Raw genomic sequence first — 15,215 nt, 5'->3', positions numbered from 1 at the left:
TGCGGGGACGTGTAAAGCCAAAGCCCGGAAACGTGCATCTTTTCACTTTTGTCGAGCGCTTCGGCGGCACGCGCTGCGCGCGTACCGCCCTACGCGAGATCGCGGCGCCCGGTCGAGCGCGTAGGGCGGCTCGAGCGCGTAGGGCGGGTCGAGCGCGCAGCGCGAGTCCCGCCGCGGCGATGCGGGGACGTGTAAAGCCAAAGCCCGGAAACGTGCATCTTTTCACTTTTGTCGAGCGCTTCGGCGGCACGCGCTGCGCGCGTACCGCCCTACGCGGCATCGCGGCGCCCGGTCGAGCGCGTAGGGCGGCTCGAGCGCGTAGGGCGGGTCGAGCGCGCAGCGCGAGTCCCGCCGCGGCGATGCGGGCCAGGCGCTCCCGCGGGCACGCGCGGCGCACGTACCGCCCTACGCGCGCTTCTGCGCGCGTACGGTCCTACGTACGCGGGCGGCGCGCGACGATGACGAAGCTGTTGAACGGCGTGCGGCCCCAGAGCGGGTGCACGTCGACGGCGAGGCCGGCGTCGAGCAGGGGTTGTTCGATGTCCGCGCGCAGCGGGTAGTGCTTCGCCGGGCTGCGCATCCAGCGCACGGCGTACAGGAACCATTCCTCGACCACGGTCGCGCGGAAGCGCCAGCCGCGATCGCGCAGCACGCTGCGTACCACCAGCGCGGCTCCGGGCGCGATGCGGGCGGCTGCTTCGCGCAGCAGTGCGGACTGTTCGTCGCGCCCGAGGTAGTGCAGTACGTCGAGCAGCGCGACATGGCCGTGGAACGGCGGCAGCCGCTGCGCGATGCCGTCGTCGAACACGAGGTTCGCTTCGCCGTTCACGGCGCGGCGCGCTTCGGCGACCTTCGATGCGTCGAAGTCGACGCCGAGGTAGTCGCCGCGCCAGCCGCGTTCGCGCAGGTAGAAGCCGAGCAGGCCGAGTCCGCAGCCGATGTCGAGCAGCGGCTGCTCGCCGTCGACGACCTCTGCGACCGCGTCGTAAACCGGATCCATGCGCAGCTTCGCGCGCGCGTAGTCGCGATGCCAGGGGCGGCGATAGCGGCTGGCCACGCGGCGTGCGATGTCCCTGTCTGCAGCGTGCGGCATGCGGCCGGCGTCCTCGTGCTGGACGTGCGAGCGTAGCCGCACGTGCGCGCGGCGGGAAGCGCGGTGGACCCACGGGGCTGTGGTAGCGTTCAGCATCCTTCGTCCGGACGAGGTCGTCGATGAATTTCCTCGCGGTCCTGCGCGAACTCGATGCGCGCCAGCGCAAGGTGGTGCTGGCGAGCTTCCTCGGCTGGACGCTCGATGCGTTCGACTACTTCCTGCTCGTCTTCGTGATCCCCGAGGTTGCGCGCGAATTCCAGGTCGGCAAGACCGAGGTCGCATTCTCGCTCATGCTCACGCTGGCGATGCGGCCGCTCGGGGCATGGCTGTTCGGCCGGCTCGCCGACCGCTACGGGCGGCGCCCGGTGCTGATGGTCGACATCGTGCTGTTCGCCGTGCTCGAGGCGGCGTCGGCGTTCGCGCCGTCGCTCGCGGCGCTGCTGGTGATCCGCGCGCTGTTCGGCATCGCGATGGGCGGCGAGTGGGGCATCGGCGCATCGCTCGCGATGGAGTCGATCCCGCCGAAGGCGCGCGGCGCCGTGTCCGGGCTGTTGCAGGAAGGCTATGCCTGCGGCTACCTGCTCGGCGGCCTCGTCTACCTGCTGCTGTTCGACCATATCGGCTGGCGCGGCATGTTCGTCGTCGGCGCGCTGCCGGCGCTGCTCGTGCTGTACATCCGCCGCCACGTGCCCGAGTCGCCGGTGTGGACGGCCGCCGGCGGCGCGTCGGCCGCGGCGCGCCCGGGCTTCATCGCGACGATGCGCGGGCGCTGGGGCCTGTTCGCCTACCTCGTCGTGCTCATGATGTGCTTCAACCTGTTCAGCCACGGCTCGCAGGACCTGTACCCGACCTTCCTCAAGGAGCAGCACCACTTCGACACGCAGACGGTCGCCTGGCTCACGATCACGTTGAACCTCGGCGCGATCGTCGGCGGGCTGTTCTTCGGTTCCTGGTCCGAGCAGGTCGGGCGACGGCGCGCGATCGTGACCGCGGCGCTGCTCGCGTTGCCGGCAGTCCCGCTGTGGGCGTTCGGCGGCTCGGTGATCCTGCTCGGCGTCGGCGTGTTCCTGCTGCAGGTGATGGTGCAGGGCGCCTGGGGCGTGGTGCCGGTCCACCTCAACGAGTTGTCGCCCGACGCGGTGCGCGCAACCTTGCCCGGCTTCGCCTACCAGGGCGGCAATCTGCTCGCGTCGGCGACGGCGCCGTTCCTCAACTGGTTCGCCGACCAGCGCGGCGGCGACTACGGCTTCGCGATGGCGAGCTTCATCGCGGTGGTCGCCGTGCTCCTCGCGCTGGTGACGGCGTTCGGACCCGAGGCGCATGGCGCGCGCTTCGCCGCGAGGGCGCCCGCGGCTGAATGACGAGGCAGGCGCAACCTGCTATCCTCGCTCGCTTTTTTTCATACTGGAGCACGCGGGTGAACGTCGAGGCGAACAAGGTCGTTTCCTTCCATTACGTGGTCAGCGACGGCGGCGGCGAGCCGGTGGATTCGTCGCGCGAGCGCGGCGAGCCGCTGAGCGTGCTGATCGGCCACGGCAACATCATCCCCGGCCTCGAGAAGGCGCTGCTCGGCCGCGCCGTCGGCGACCGCTTCGAAGTCGTCGTGCAGCCGGCCGACGCCTACGGCGAGCGTCGCGCCAACTTCACGCAGCGCGTGCCGAAGAAATATTTCGAGCATCCCGAGCACCTCAAGCCGGGCATGAGCACCGTGCTCAACACGCGTGAAGCGGGCCCGCGCATGGTGGTCGTGCACAAGATCGGCTCGAGCGTGATCGACGTCGACCTCAACCATCCGCTCGCCGGCAAGACGCTCACGTTCGACGTCGAGATCACCGCCATCCGCGACGCGAGCGAGGAAGAAGTCGCGCATCGCCACGCGCATGGGGCGGGTGGGCACGAGCATTGATTTTCGGGATTGGTGATTGGGGATTCGTGATTCGGCAAAGCTGTCTCACAATCACCAATCACCAATCACCAATCACAATATCCGCTTCCCGTACACGAAGTGGTCCTTCCACCAGGCACCGTCGAGGCTGTCGAGGCGCACGGTGCCGCCACTGTTCGGCGCGTGCACGAAGCGGCGTTCGCCGACGTAGATGCCGACGTGGCCGATGTCGCGGCCGCTCTCGAAAAAGACGAGGTCGCCGGGCTGGAGCAGATCGATGGCGAGCTTGCGCCGGCCGAGTTCGCTCATCGCCGAGGACGTGCGCGGCAGCGAGACGCCCGCCGCGTCGCGGTAGACGTAGCCGACGAGGCCACTGCAGTCGAAACCGCTTTCGGGCGTGTTGCCACCCCAGCGGTACGGCGTGCCGACCAGGGCGATCGCGCGGAACAGCACCGCATTGGCCGCGCCGGCGCGCGGCGTTCCGGCGACCAATGGCGGTTCGCCGCGGCGCGGCAACGAGCCGCAGCCGGCGAGGCCAAGGGCGAGCGCGGAAACGGCGGCGAGGCGCAGGGACGGCGTCATGACACAACGCTCGCCGAAACGGCGGGACGCGTCAACGCGTGCCCGGTGGCTGCCGGGAATGGCGGGGACCCTTGGTCCGGGATTGACCGATTTTGTCGCCGCCCGGGTGCCGGACTCAGGCCGCGGTTACACAGAGTGTCAACTTCGGACGCGCGGGCGGGGCGGCGGGAGCCTCCGGCTCGGGGATCACGAGCAGCGAATGCAGGTCCTTCACCGTTTCCTCGAAACGCGTCAGGCGCTCGTTCGCCGCCTGCGCCACCGCATGCGGCACGCTGCCCGCGTCGAGCAGGCTGCGCACCATTTCGCGCTGCGGCTCGGCGAAATCCGGGTCCTGCATGGCTTCGTCGAGCGCGCAGATGAGCGCGGCGAGCCAGCCGGAATTCGGCGCCCGCAGGGCCAGCAGCAGTTCGTTCGTCGAGACCTTCATGTGCGGATTCCCCACCGGGCGGTATGCCCCTGCAGGGAAAACTGCACATTTGATGCCAGATTTCATCGTTCGCGCCGTGCACTGCGCCGACCTCCGCCTTGCGACGGAGCCGATTCGCGCCCGTCGCACGCGACGGCGGACCGCAACGCGCGCATGCGACGCAGCCCCGGCAGCGGGGCTCCCGTTGCGTCACGCCAGCGGATGCGCCGACGCGAGCGGCACTGCGCGCGCCGGATGCGCGACGCCGCGCAACGTCCCGCAACGTCGAACCGCACGATGCGCGCCACGGTCCGTACAATCGTCGCCATGACTGCTCGAACCTCGGACGTCGTGATCCTCGGCGGGGGCGTGATCGGCCTCGCCTGTGCCCACTACCTGCTGCGCGAGGGTCGCAGCGTGACCGTGCTCGAGCAGGGCACGGCCGGCTGCGCGAGTTCGCACGGCAACTGCGGCACGCTGACGCCGAGTCATGCCGGACCGCTCGCGGCGCCGGGCACGATCGCCCAGGCATTGCGCTGGCTGTTCAAGCCTGACGCGCCGCTGCGCATCCGCCCGCGCCTCGATCCCGCACTCGCGCGCTGGATGCTCGCCTTCGCGCGTCGCTGCAACGACGCCGACTGGACCCGGGCGACGCGCGCGAAGGCGCCGCTGCTGCTGCGCTCGCGCGCGCTGATCGAGGAACTCGTGCGTCTCGAAGCGCTCGATTGCGAATTCGAAGCGGGCGGCACGCTCAGCGTGTTCCGCGACGAGGCGAACTTCGCGCACGTGCGCGCGGTAGCCGAGCGCGTCGCCGCATTCGGCGTCGGCGTGGACGTCCTCGATGGCGCGGCGACGCTCGCGCGCGAGCCGGCGCTCAAACCCGGCGTCGTCGGCGGCTTGTTTTATCCTGGCGACGCATCGCTGCGACCGGACCGCTACGTGGGCGAACTCGCGCGCATCGTGCGCGCCGCGGGCGGGCGCATCGAGGAGGGCGCGCGCGTCGAGGACTTCGTGCTCGACGGTTCGCGCATCACCGAGGTCGTTGCGTCGAACGGCCGCCACGCGGGCCGCGACGTCGTGCTCGCGCTCGGTGCCTGGTCGCCGCTGCTCGCGCGCCGGCTCGGCCTGCGCATTCCGATCCAGCCGGGCAAGGGGTATTCGATCACCTACACGCGGCCGGCGCTGTGCCCGCGCGTGCCGATGACCCTGAAGGAACCGAGCGTGTGCGTGACCGCGTGGGGCTCGGGCTATCGCCTCGGCAGCACGATGGAATTCTCCGGCTACGACGAACGCCTCACGCGCGTGCGGCTCGATGCGCTGAGGCGTGGCGCGGGCGCGTTCCTGCGTGAGCCGGAAGGACCCGACGTGGTCGAGGAATGGTACGGTTGGCGCCCGATGATCCCCGACGACCTGCCCGTGATCGGCCGCGCGCCACGCATCGACAACCTCGTGCTCGCGACCGGGCATGGCATGCTCGGCGTCACGATGTCGGCCGGCACCGGCGTGCTCGTCGCCGAACTCGTCGCCGGCCGCACGCCCTCGCTCGACGTGGCGCCGTTCGCGCCGACCCGTTTCCACTGATTTCCGGAGCCCGCATGGAACGAACCACCCCGCTGCATCGACCCTGGCTGCGCGCGATCGCGCTGTCGCTCGCACTCGGTTGCTTCGCCGCGCAGGCCGACGAGAAACCGGGCGATCCGGTCGAGTTCCAGTGGGGCGTGAAGATCCCGTTGCGCGACGGCGTGCGTCTCAACGCGACGCTGTACAAGCCGCGCGAGCAGCCGGCGCCGCTGCCCTGCGTGTTCACGCTGACGCCGTACATCTCGCAGAGTTACCACGAGCGCGGCATGTATTTCGCCGCGCACGGCTACGTGTTCCTCACCGTCGACGTGCGCGGACGCGGCAATTCCGAAGGGGTGTTCACGCCGCTGCTGCAGGAGGCGAAAGACGGGCACGACGTGATCGAATGGCTCGCCGGGCAGTCGTATTGCAACGGCAAGGTCACGATGTGGGGCGGCTCCTACGCGGGCTACGACCAGTGGGCGAGCGCGAAGGAATTCCCGCCGCATCTCGCCACGATCGTGCCGGTCGCCTCGCCCAAGCCCGGCATCGACTACCCGATGCAGCACAACATGTTCTATTCCTACGACACGCAGTGGCTGACCCTCGTCAGCGGCCGCGCCTCGCAAGAAGGCATCTTCGGCGATGGCGCGTTCTGGGCGGCGCAGTTCCGCCGCTGGTTCGAGGCGCACGCGCCGTTCCGCGAACTCGACCGTTGGGTCGGCAATCCGTCGCCGCATTTCCAGGCCTGGCTCGATCATCCTACGCTCGATGCGTACTGGGACAGCTACAGCCCCACGCCCGAGCAGTACGCGAAGCTCTCGTTGCCGATCCTGTCGATCTCCGGCCAGTACGACGGCGACCAGCCGGGCGCACTCGCGTTCTATCGCGAGCACATGCAGTACGGCTCGGCACCGGCGAAGGACAACCACTACCTCGTCATCGGGCCGTGGGACCATGCCGGCACGCGCACGCCGAAGGCGGAAGTCGGCGGGCTCAAGTTCGGGCCGGCTTCGATGCTCGACATGAACGCCCTGCACAAGGACTGGTACGACTGGACGATGAAGGGCGCCGGCAAGCCGGCGTTCCTCAAGGACAAGGTCGCCTGGTACATGACCGGCGAGGAGGCATGGCGCTACTCGCCGAGCCTCGACGCGATCACCGCGCGCGGCGACACCTGGTACCTCGATTCGGTCGACGCGCGCGCGAACGACGTGTTCGCCTCCGGGGACCTCAAGCGCGACAAGCCACGCGGCGGCAAGCCGGACCGCTACGTCTACGATCCGCTCGACACGAGTTCGGTCGAATGGGAGCAGGAGGAGTCGCCGAACGGCCTGCTCGACCAGCGTGGCGCGATGCTCTACTCGGGCAAGGCGCTGTTCTACCACTCGCCGCTGTTCACCCGGGACACCGACATCGCCGGCTTCTTCAAGCTCGCTGCATGGATCTCGCTCGACCAGCCCGACACCGACATCATGGTCGGCATCACCGAGGTGAAAGCCGACGGCAGCAGCGTCTACCTCGCCGGTGATTCGCTGCGCGCGCGCTACCGCAAGAGCCTGCGCGAGGCCGAGCCGGTCAAGCCGGGCGTGATCGAACGCTACGACTTCTCGCGCTTCAGCTTCGTCGCGCGCCGCATCGCCAAGGGCAGCCGCCTGCGCCTCATGATCGCGCCGGTCAACTCGATGTACGCCGAAAAGAACTACAACGCCGGCGGCGTCGTCGCCGGGGAATCGGGCAAGGACGCACGCAAGGTCACCGTCACCCTCTACCACGACGCCGCGCACCCGAGCGCACTCACGGTGCCGATCGCGGCCGCGTCTTCGGTCGGCAACTAGCGGCGCGTCAAGCAGACGGACGAGCGAAGCAAAGCCAGAGCCTGCGCTTTCCTTCGGTTTCGTTTTGGTCGGCGCGCAGCGGTGGTAGACAGGCAGCCGGGTCCTTGATATCGGCGCGGTGGCCCCGACGTGCGGGCGCAGGTTGGTCGCGTGAGGCGAGAGCATGGCGAGCGGGCGGTACGATCTGGTGGTGCTCGGCGCGGGGTCGGCCGGCATCGCGATGGCGGTGCGTTCGGCGCGCCATGGCGCGAAGGTCGCGTTGCTCGAGCCCGGTGCGCTCGGTGGCACCTGCGTCAACGTCGGCTGCGTGCCGAAGAAGGCGATGTGGTTCGCGGCGGAGCTTGCCGAAGCACAGAAGATCGCGCGCGAGGTCGGTTTCGACGTGCAGCCGGGCGCGTTGCGCTGGCCGGACTTCGTTGCCCGTCGCAGCGCCTACATCGACAACATCCACGCCGCGTATCGCCGCCGCTTCGAGGACGTCGGCGTCGAGCTGATCGCGGAGCCCGGCCGCTTCCTCGCGGCCGACCGCATCGCCACCCCGACGCGCGAACTCGAGGCCGGGCGCGTGCTCATCGCGACTGGCGCGAAGTCGCTGCGCGAGCCGATTCCCGGCGGTGAACTCGGTATCGATTCCGACGGCTTCTTCGCCTTGCGTGCGGCGCCGCGCCGCGTCGCCATCGTCGGCAGCGGCTACATCGCGGTCGAACTCGCCGGCGTGCTGCGCGCGCTCGGCAGCGAGGTGACCGTGGTCGCGCGCGGCGAGCGCCTGCTCGCCGCGTTCGACCACGAACTCGGCGACGCGTTGGCCGCGGCGATGGCGAGGCGCGGCATCGAGCTCGCCTTCAGGCGCAAGACCGTGGCCGTCGAGGCGACGGGGCCGGGATACCTGCTGCGCTTCACCGACGGCAGCAGCGCCGGCGATTTCGACGAGTTGATCTGGGCCACCGGTCGCCACGCGGTGACGGCGGGGCTCGATCTCGAGCGTGCGGGCGTCGCGCTCGATGCGAAGGGTTTCGTGCAGGTCGACGACTGGCAGGACACGAATGTCGCCAATGTGCACGCGGTCGGCGACGTGACCGGCCGGCTCGCGCTCACCCCGGTCGCCGTCGCCGCGGCGCGACGCCTCGCCGACCGCGTCTTCGGCGGCAAGCCGGAGTCGAAGCTCGACTACGCCAACGTGCCCACCGTCGTGTTCGCGCACCCGCCGATCGGCTCGGTAGGGCTCGGCGAAGAGGCCGCGCGCGCGCAGCACGGCGATACGGCGGTCAAGGTGTATCGCAGCGAGTTCCGCCCGATGCTCACCGCGCTGGCGCGCGGCGAGGAGCGGACGCGCATGAAGCTCGTCTGCGTCGGAGAGGACGAGCGCGTCGTCGGCCTGCACATGATCGGCATCGGTGCCGACGAGATCCTGCAAGGCTTTGCAGTCGCGGTGAAGATGGGCGCGCGCAAGGCCGACTTCGACGCGACCGTCGCGATCCATCCGACCTCCGCGGAGGAATTCGTGCTCATGTAGGGGTGTTCCACGGAGCGCGCACACGACACTCGGTGAGGAGCACCCCGTGCGCGACCGTTGCGCCTCGGCGTGCTGCGACGCTGCGATCGCCCACAGGGCGGGCTCCTGCAGGCGATGCGCCCCGTTTCGCTGGTCGAGAGCATCGCGGCCTCCGCTGCTCCCACAAAACCGCCGGGTCGCCAGCAAGATGCGTGTTGGCCGAGGGCTGCAAGCCTGTCCAGCCTCCAGCCCTCAATGCGCCCGTGACGGCGACCCGCCGCCGCCGCCCTCGCCATCTCCCGCATAGATCTCCACCGCGAGCGCGAAGGTGCGTTGCTCGCCGGGCTTCATCGCGCCGACGCCGATCATCTTGCGGTCGATCTCCTCGCCGCGTTCGTTGCGGATCGACAGCACCATCGAATATTCCCAGGCCTCGGTGTCGGCGGGCTGGCGTACCGTGCCTTCGACGCGCAGCGCGGAGATCGCGTGCTGCGCGCGTGCGGCCGCGGCCGCGGGGTCGAAGCGCAGGTGATGCCGGCACGATGGGCAGACCGCGGCGCTGGCGAGGATCGTCGCCTTGCAATGCGGGCAGACACGCGTGACGCGCGGTCGGGGCGCATTCACGCGACGGCGTTCTCGGTGGCGTTGCGCGATGCCTTGGACGAGCCTTTCTCTTCCCAGCCGAACTCGACCTGGCCGCGCATGCGCGATCCCGCGGCGACGGTGAGCGATCCGGCCTTGAGGTCACCGACGAGCACGCCGCTCTGCAGCAGGTCGACCTGCGAAGCGGCTTCGATGTTGCCTTCCAGTTCACCGGCGACGGTCACCTTCTTCGCGCGCACGCCACCGGCGAGCTTGGCGTCCTTTTCGATCGTGAGGTCGCCCTGCACGTTGACATCGCCCTTGAAGCGACCGGCGATGCGCACATGACCCGAGCCTTCGATCTTGCCTTCGATCGTGATGTCGGACGCGATCAGCGATTCCTTCGCTTCGACGCGCTCGGCGCGATAGGCCGGCGACGGGCTCGCGTAATCGGCCACGGGAGCGGGTTCCTTGGTCGCGATCGGCGTCGGCTCGGGGGCAAAGCTGGGCGTTTCCTTCTTTGCCGACGGCTGCTGGTTGAAGATGGCCATGTGTTGCGCACTCCGCTTCAGGGGAGCCCCGAGGGTAGTCGGCAAGCCGATCCTGAACCTGTGATGTCACTCACGAAACGCGCGTTAACATTTTGAAGTATAACGAAATCTTTGCGCCCTTAACGAACCCGGTGATCATGCAACCGCAGTGCCATCGCCGCCCCCGCGGCACCGCGTGGAATGCGGTGCGGCACCTTCCTGGGCCGCACCGCCGGGGACCGGACCCAGGGGGTATCCGGCGGCATCCGGCCGTCGTCGGATGCACCGCGCGTCGTCCGACGACACGCGCCTTTTGCGGCAGCCCTCAGTGGAAGCGCGTTCGCGCCGGCGGCGTGTCGGCGCCGTCGGACCCTCCATTCGCGGCTGCGGGCAGCAGCGGATCGACGACGACCGTACCCTCGGGCGTCGGCGTGCTGCGCCATTCGAACTTCGGGTCGTACGGATTGTCGCTCTCGCGGAACTGGCGATAGGCGGTCGACCCGTCCTCGCTGCTGCCGCCGAGTACGCCGAAGGCGGAGCTCGCGAAGCCGTTGGCCTCCGAGCGACCCGATGGTGACAGGCGCACCGGTCGCACGCTGCTGCCCACGCTGCCGACCTTGAGGTTGCCCGGCGCGCCGACGCGCGAACCGGTCTGTTCCGCCTTCACCTGCGCCCAGCGCATCTTCGCCCGCGCGAGGGCGACGGCGTCACCGTACTTGGGCTTGAGTTCGCGCCATATCGCGTTCGCCTGCGCGAACTCGTCCTTGTCGAGGTCGGCGTAGAGGAGTTCGCGTGCCTGCACGTAGTCGGCGTCGCCGCGCTCGGCGGCGAGCGCGAACCATGCCATCGCGCGTGGGCGATCCACCGGCACGCCTTCGCCCTTGAGGTAGATCACGCCGAGGTTGTACTGCGCGGGCTTGTACGCCCACGATGCAGACACCTCGTACATGTTGATCGCGAAGGAGTAGTCCTTCCCGGCGATCGCGCGTACCGCGTCGAAGTAGAACTTCTCGCCGGGGCGGCCCTTGTCCTCGGGCGTCGCGTAGCGGCTGCTCGCGGGGCGCTCGACGTTGTGGCGCGAATCGTAGCGGGGAGGGAGGTCGTCCCCCGCCGCCGCGGCGGCGCTCAGCAGGATGGAACCGGACAGCCACATCGCACGAAGATTCATGGCGCAGCTCCACTGGGTGTTGGAACGAACCCTAGCGCGGCGCCGCCGCCTTGTCAACGAAAGTATTCGTACTACATTCTTCGTCGTAAGCCGCGTGGCGGCGGCGCGGCGATGCGGGCGCGCTCCTGGCGCACGACGTCGCGCAGCGCCCGGCGCCGTTTCCGGAGGTCGAACAGCCAGGCCGAGAGGATCGCCGCGGTTCCGCGAGAGGCAGCACGTCCCCTGACTTCCATGGTTCACATGCGGAATACGCCGAAGCGGCCGGGCTCGACGGGGGCGTTGAGGCTCGCCGACAGCGCGAGGCCGAGCACGCGGCGCGTATCGGCCGGGTCGATGATGCCGTCGTCCCACAGGCGCGCGGTCGCGTAATAGGGATGCCCCTGGCGTTCGTACTGCTCGCGGATCGGCGACTTGAACGCTTCTTCCTCTTCCTTCGACCAGGCCTTTCCGGCCGCCTCGAGGCCGTCGCGGCGGACGGTCGCGAGCACGCTCGCGGCCTGCTCGCCGCCCATCACGCTGATGCGTGCGTTCGGCCACATCCAGAGGAAGCGCGGCTGGTAGCCGCGGCCGCACATCGCGTAATTGCCGGCGCCGAAGCTTCCGCCGATGACGACGGTGAACTTGGGCACGTGCGAGCAGGCGACCGCGGTGACCATCTTCGCGCCGTCCTTGGCGATGCCGGCCTGTTCGTACTTCTTGCCGACCATGAAGCCGGTGATGTTCTGCAGGAACACCAGCGGCACGTTGCGCTGGTTGCACAATTCGATGAAATGCGCGCCCTTGAGCGCGCTCTCGGCGAACAGGATGCCGTTGTTGGCGACGATGCCGACCGGGTAGCCGTGCACGTGCGCGAAACCGGTGACGAGCGTCTTGCCGTAGCGCGCCTTGAACTCCTGCAGTTCCGAGCCGTCGACGATGCGCGCGATGACTTCTCGGATGTCGAACGGGATGCGCGTGTCGCGCGGCACGCAGCCATACAGTTCTTCCGCCGCGTAAAGCGGCTCGCGCGGCTCGCGCAGCGCGAGCGCGACGTCCTTGCGGCGGTTGAGGCTCGCGACGATGCCGCGGGCGATGTCGAGCGCGTGCGCGTCGTTCTCGGCGAAGTGGTCGGCGACGCCGGAGATCGAGGTGTGCACGTCGGCGCCGCCGAGCGTTTCGGCGTCGACGACTTCGCCGGTCGCCGCCTTCACCAGCGGTGGGCCGCCGAGGAAGATCGTGCCCTGTTCCTTGACGATGATCGTCTCGTCGCTCATCGCCGGCACGTACGCGCCCCCGGCGGTGCACGAACCCATCACGACGGCGATCTGCGGGATGCCGAGCGCGCTCATGCGCGCCTGGTTGTAGAAGATGCGGCCGAAGTGTTCCTTGTCCGGGAACACCTCGTCCTGCAGCGGCAGGAACGCGCCGCCCGAATCGACCAGATAGATGCAGGGCAGGCGGTTCTCGAGCGCGACTTCCTGCGCGCGCAGGTGCTTCTTCACCGTCATCGGGAAGTACGTGCCGCCCTTGACGGTCGCGTCATTGGCGATGACGAGCACTTCGATGCCGTGCACGCGGCCGATGCCGGTGATGAGCCCCGCGCAGGGCGCGGCGTCGTCGTACATGCCGTGCGCGGCGAGCGGCGACAGTTCGAGGAACGGCGAGCCGGAGTCGAGCAATGCGCGGATGCGTTCGCGCGGTAGCAGCTTGCCGCGCTCGGTATGCTTCGCGCGCGCCTTCTCGCCGCCGCCTTGCGCGGCCTTCGCCATCTGCGCGCGCAGGTCGTCGACGGTCGCGCGCAGATGCGCGGCATTCGCCTGGAATTCGGGGGAGCGGAGGTCGAGCTGCGAACGGATCTGCGGCATGGCATCGGCGCGGGAACGGAATCATGCGATGAAAGCACAGCGCAGGGGCGCAGGCCAGCCTTGTCGTTCGGGGGGCGAGGGCTGGCTGAGGGTGCGCTTGCAGGCGATACGCGCCGCGTTCGTGTGGGAGCGGCGGAAGCCGCGATCCTCTTGCAAGCGCGGGCACCACGGCGCAGTAGCGTTCGTCGCCATTGCGGCCGGCGCGAACGTGCAGGATGGATAAAGGCAAGCCGCGAAAACGCGACCGGCCGCGCGAGGCGGCCGGTGCGTGTCGATCGTCGCGCGCTGCAGCGCGCGCGGATCACTCCTTCTTCTTCGCGGCTTCCGCGGCGGCGTCCTTCGCGTCCTTCGCGGTCTCGGCGATCTCGTGGCCGACTTCCTTCGCGCCTTCCTTGACTTCGTGGCCGGCGGCCTTCATCGCCGCGCCGGTCGCCTCGGCGCCTTCCTTGATCATCGCGCCGGCGTTCGCGGCTGCTTCCTTGCTCGCCTCGACCGCCTTGGCGGCGGCGTCCTTCGCCTGCTCGGCGGCGCTGTTCGACGCGTCGGCGGCCTGGTTGGCTGCATCGGCGACCGTGGCATTGGCGGTCTCGGCCGCCTGCTTGGCGGCTTCCGTGGCCTGCTGGGCCGCGGCGGCGGTGGCGTCGGCGGCCTTCTTCGCCGCCGCCTGCGCGTCGGCGGCGGCCTGCTTGGCCGCGGCGGCCGCCTTGTCGGCCGCCTCCTGCGCCTGCTTCTGCGAATCGTCGCACGCGGCAAGCGCGGCGATCAGGGCCGTGCCGAGCGCGAGCTTCAGGATCTTGCTGGTCATCTGGTCTGCCTCCTCCCGTTGGCGGCCGTCGGCCTGCGTAGGCAGCCCCTGCGGCCCGAAGATGCGAACGCGATCGTCCGCGCGGTGTAACCGGCGGGATTCTAGCAGGGCATTCAGGTTCGTGAGCGCGGCCGGGCGGCGCCTGCCGCCCGGCCGCGGACGATCAAATCCGTTCGATCGCGATCGCGGTGGCTTCGCCGCCGCCGATGCACAGCGAGGCGACGCCGCGCTTGCCGCCCCGCGCGATCAGCGCGTGCAGCAGGGTGACGACGAGGCGCGCGCCCGATGCGCCGATCGGGTGGCCGAGCGCGGTCGCGCCGCCGTTGACGTTGAGCTTGTCGTGGCTGATGCCGAGGTCCTTCATCGGCGCCATCGCGACGACGGCGAACGCCTCGTTGACTTCGAACAGATCGACGTCGTCGACCTTCCAGCCGACCTTCTTCAGCAGCGCATCGATCGCGCCGACCGGCGCGGTCGTGAACCATTCCGGCGCCTGCGACAGCGTGGTGTGGCCGACAATGCGCGCGAGCGGCTTCAGGCCGCCACGGGTGGCGGCTTCCGCGCTCATGATCACGGTCGCGGCGGCGCCGTCGGAGATGCTCGACGAACTCGCCGCCGTCACCGTGCCGTCCTTGCGGAACGCGGGCTTGAGGGTCGGGATCTTCGCCGGATCGGACTTGCCCGGTTGCTCGTCGGTCGCGACTTCGATCTCACCCTTGCGCGTGGCGACCTTGACCGGAACGATTTCCGCGGCGAACGCGCCGGACGTGATCGCCGCCTGCGCTCGCCGCACCGACTCGATCGCGTACGCATCCTGCGCTTCGCGCGTGAAGCCGTACTTGTCGGCGGTCGCTTCGGCGAATACGCCCATCGCCTGGCCATCGTACGGGTTGGTCAGGCCGTCCCAGGCCATGTGATCGACGAGCTTGGCATCGCCGTAGCGCAGGCCGCCGCGCGCGGACACCATATGTGGCGCGTTGGTCATCGACTCCATGCCCCCCGCGACGACGATCTCGGCGGAACCCGCCTTGATGAGGTCGTGGGCGAGCATGATCGCCTTCATGCCCGAGCCGCAGACCTTGTTGATCGTGGTGCACCCGGTCGACTTGGGCAGGCCCGCCGCGAGCGAGGCCTGGCGCGCGGGCGCCTGGCCGAGGTTGGCCGGCAGCACGCAGCCCATGATGACTTCGGACACGTCGGCAGGCGCGACGCCGGCCTGTTCGATCGCGGCCTGGATCGCCGCGGCGCCGAGCGTCGGCGTCGGCACGCCGGTGAACTGGCCGAGCATGGAACCGATCGCGGTGCGCTTGGCGCCGACGATGACGATATCGGACATGGAAATCCTCCGGGACGGATGGGTCGGCACGTGGCCGGATGAGATCCCGATTATGCGCGTCCTGCTGCGCTGCGACAATTGCACGGCCTGCGCG

The 15,215-nt window shown here is 69.5% G+C and carries 14 protein-coding genes; 5 read left to right on the top strand and 9 right to left on the bottom strand.

Annotated features, from left to right (window positions below; genetic code table 11):
* Positions 1 to 433: 433 nt before the first annotated feature.
* A complete protein-coding gene (locus EV148_RS12365; RefSeq protein ID WP_131998660.1) occupies positions 434 to 1,093 on the bottom strand; it encodes a class I SAM-dependent methyltransferase in 660 nt (219 codons plus the stop codon).
* Positions 1,094 to 1,212: 119 nt separating this feature from the next.
* Here EV148_RS12365 and EV148_RS12360 point away from each other — a divergent pair, with 119 nt between their 5' ends.
* Both EV148_RS12360 and EV148_RS12355 read left to right on the top strand, forming a co-directional pair.
* Complete coding sequence (locus EV148_RS12360; RefSeq protein WP_131998658.1) at positions 1,213 to 2,454, top strand: MFS transporter; 1,242 nt, start codon at positions 1,213 to 1,215, stop codon at positions 2,452 to 2,454.
* Between the two features lie 56 nt (positions 2,455 to 2,510).
* Positions 2,511 to 2,999: an FKBP-type peptidyl-prolyl cis-trans isomerase gene (locus EV148_RS12355; RefSeq protein ID WP_131998656.1), complete on the top strand. Its 489-nt coding sequence runs from the start codon at positions 2,511 to 2,513 to the stop codon at positions 2,997 to 2,999.
* A 72-nt stretch (positions 3,000 to 3,071) separates the two neighbouring features.
* Here the strand turns inward: EV148_RS12355 and EV148_RS12350 are convergent, their stop codons facing one another.
* Both EV148_RS12350 and EV148_RS12345 read right to left on the bottom strand, forming a co-directional pair.
* Complete coding sequence (locus EV148_RS12350) at positions 3,072 to 3,560, bottom strand: C40 family peptidase (RefSeq protein WP_131998654.1); 489 nt, start codon at positions 3,558 to 3,560, stop codon at positions 3,072 to 3,074.
* A gap of 115 nt (positions 3,561 to 3,675) precedes the next feature.
* Complete coding sequence (locus tag EV148_RS12345) at positions 3,676 to 3,987, bottom strand: hypothetical protein (protein WP_131998653.1); 312 nt, start codon at positions 3,985 to 3,987, stop codon at positions 3,676 to 3,678.
* A gap of 306 nt (positions 3,988 to 4,293) precedes the next feature.
* Between EV148_RS12345 and EV148_RS12340 the strand changes: the two genes are divergently transcribed.
* The 3 genes from EV148_RS12340 (at position 4,294) to gorA (ending at position 8,877) form a co-directional block, all read left to right on the top strand.
* Positions 4,294 to 5,547, top strand: a complete 1,254-nt coding sequence (locus EV148_RS12340) for an NAD(P)/FAD-dependent oxidoreductase (RefSeq protein ID WP_131998651.1) — start codon at positions 4,294 to 4,296, stop codon at positions 5,545 to 5,547.
* Between the two features lie 14 nt (positions 5,548 to 5,561).
* Complete coding sequence (locus EV148_RS12335) at positions 5,562 to 7,364, top strand: CocE/NonD family hydrolase (protein ID WP_131998649.1); 1,803 nt, start codon at positions 5,562 to 5,564, stop codon at positions 7,362 to 7,364.
* 163 nt (positions 7,365 to 7,527) lie between these two features.
* Entirely contained in the window at positions 7,528 to 8,877 is a 1,350-nt protein-coding gene (gorA, locus tag EV148_RS12330; RefSeq protein WP_131998647.1) for a glutathione-disulfide reductase, read from the top strand.
* Between the two features lie 231 nt (positions 8,878 to 9,108).
* On the opposite strand, the gene EV148_RS12325 is transcribed toward gorA, so the two are convergent.
* From EV148_RS12325 to EV148_RS12300, 6 genes are all read right to left on the bottom strand, one after another.
* The gene (locus tag EV148_RS12325) at positions 9,109 to 9,480 is read right to left on the bottom strand and encodes a hypothetical protein (protein WP_131998645.1); all 372 of its coding nucleotides are present in this window, start codon (positions 9,478 to 9,480) and stop codon (positions 9,109 to 9,111) included.
* Entirely contained in the window at positions 9,477 to 9,989 is a 513-nt protein-coding gene (locus EV148_RS12320) for a bactofilin family protein (RefSeq protein ID WP_131998643.1), read from the bottom strand. Before EV148_RS12320 ends, EV148_RS12325 begins: the two co-directional genes overlap by 4 nt.
* 304 nt (positions 9,990 to 10,293) lie before the next feature.
* Positions 10,294 to 11,136: a tetratricopeptide repeat protein gene (locus tag EV148_RS19075; protein ID WP_131998641.1), complete on the bottom strand. Its 843-nt coding sequence runs from the start codon at positions 11,134 to 11,136 to the stop codon at positions 10,294 to 10,296.
* A gap of 236 nt (positions 11,137 to 11,372) precedes the next feature.
* Positions 11,373 to 12,980, bottom strand: coding sequence for a carboxyl transferase domain-containing protein (locus EV148_RS12310; RefSeq protein ID WP_131998639.1), 1,608 nt, complete (start codon positions 12,978 to 12,980; stop codon positions 11,373 to 11,375).
* A 301-nt stretch (positions 12,981 to 13,281) separates the two neighbouring features.
* Positions 13,282 to 13,785 (bottom strand): hypothetical protein, encoded by a 504-nt coding sequence (locus tag EV148_RS12305; protein WP_131998637.1) that lies wholly within the window; start codon positions 13,783 to 13,785, stop codon positions 13,282 to 13,284.
* Between the two features lie 163 nt (positions 13,786 to 13,948).
* Entirely contained in the window at positions 13,949 to 15,121 is a 1,173-nt protein-coding gene (locus EV148_RS12300) for a thiolase family protein (RefSeq protein ID WP_131998635.1), read from the bottom strand.
* Positions 15,122 to 15,215: the final 94 nt, after the last annotated feature.

It is taken from the genome of Dokdonella fugitiva, from assembly GCF_004342425.1.
In the GTDB taxonomy this organism is placed as follows: Bacteria; Pseudomonadota; Gammaproteobacteria; order Xanthomonadales; family Rhodanobacteraceae; genus Dokdonella_A; species Dokdonella_A fugitiva.
This window is presented reverse-complemented; position numbering and strand designations above follow the sequence as displayed.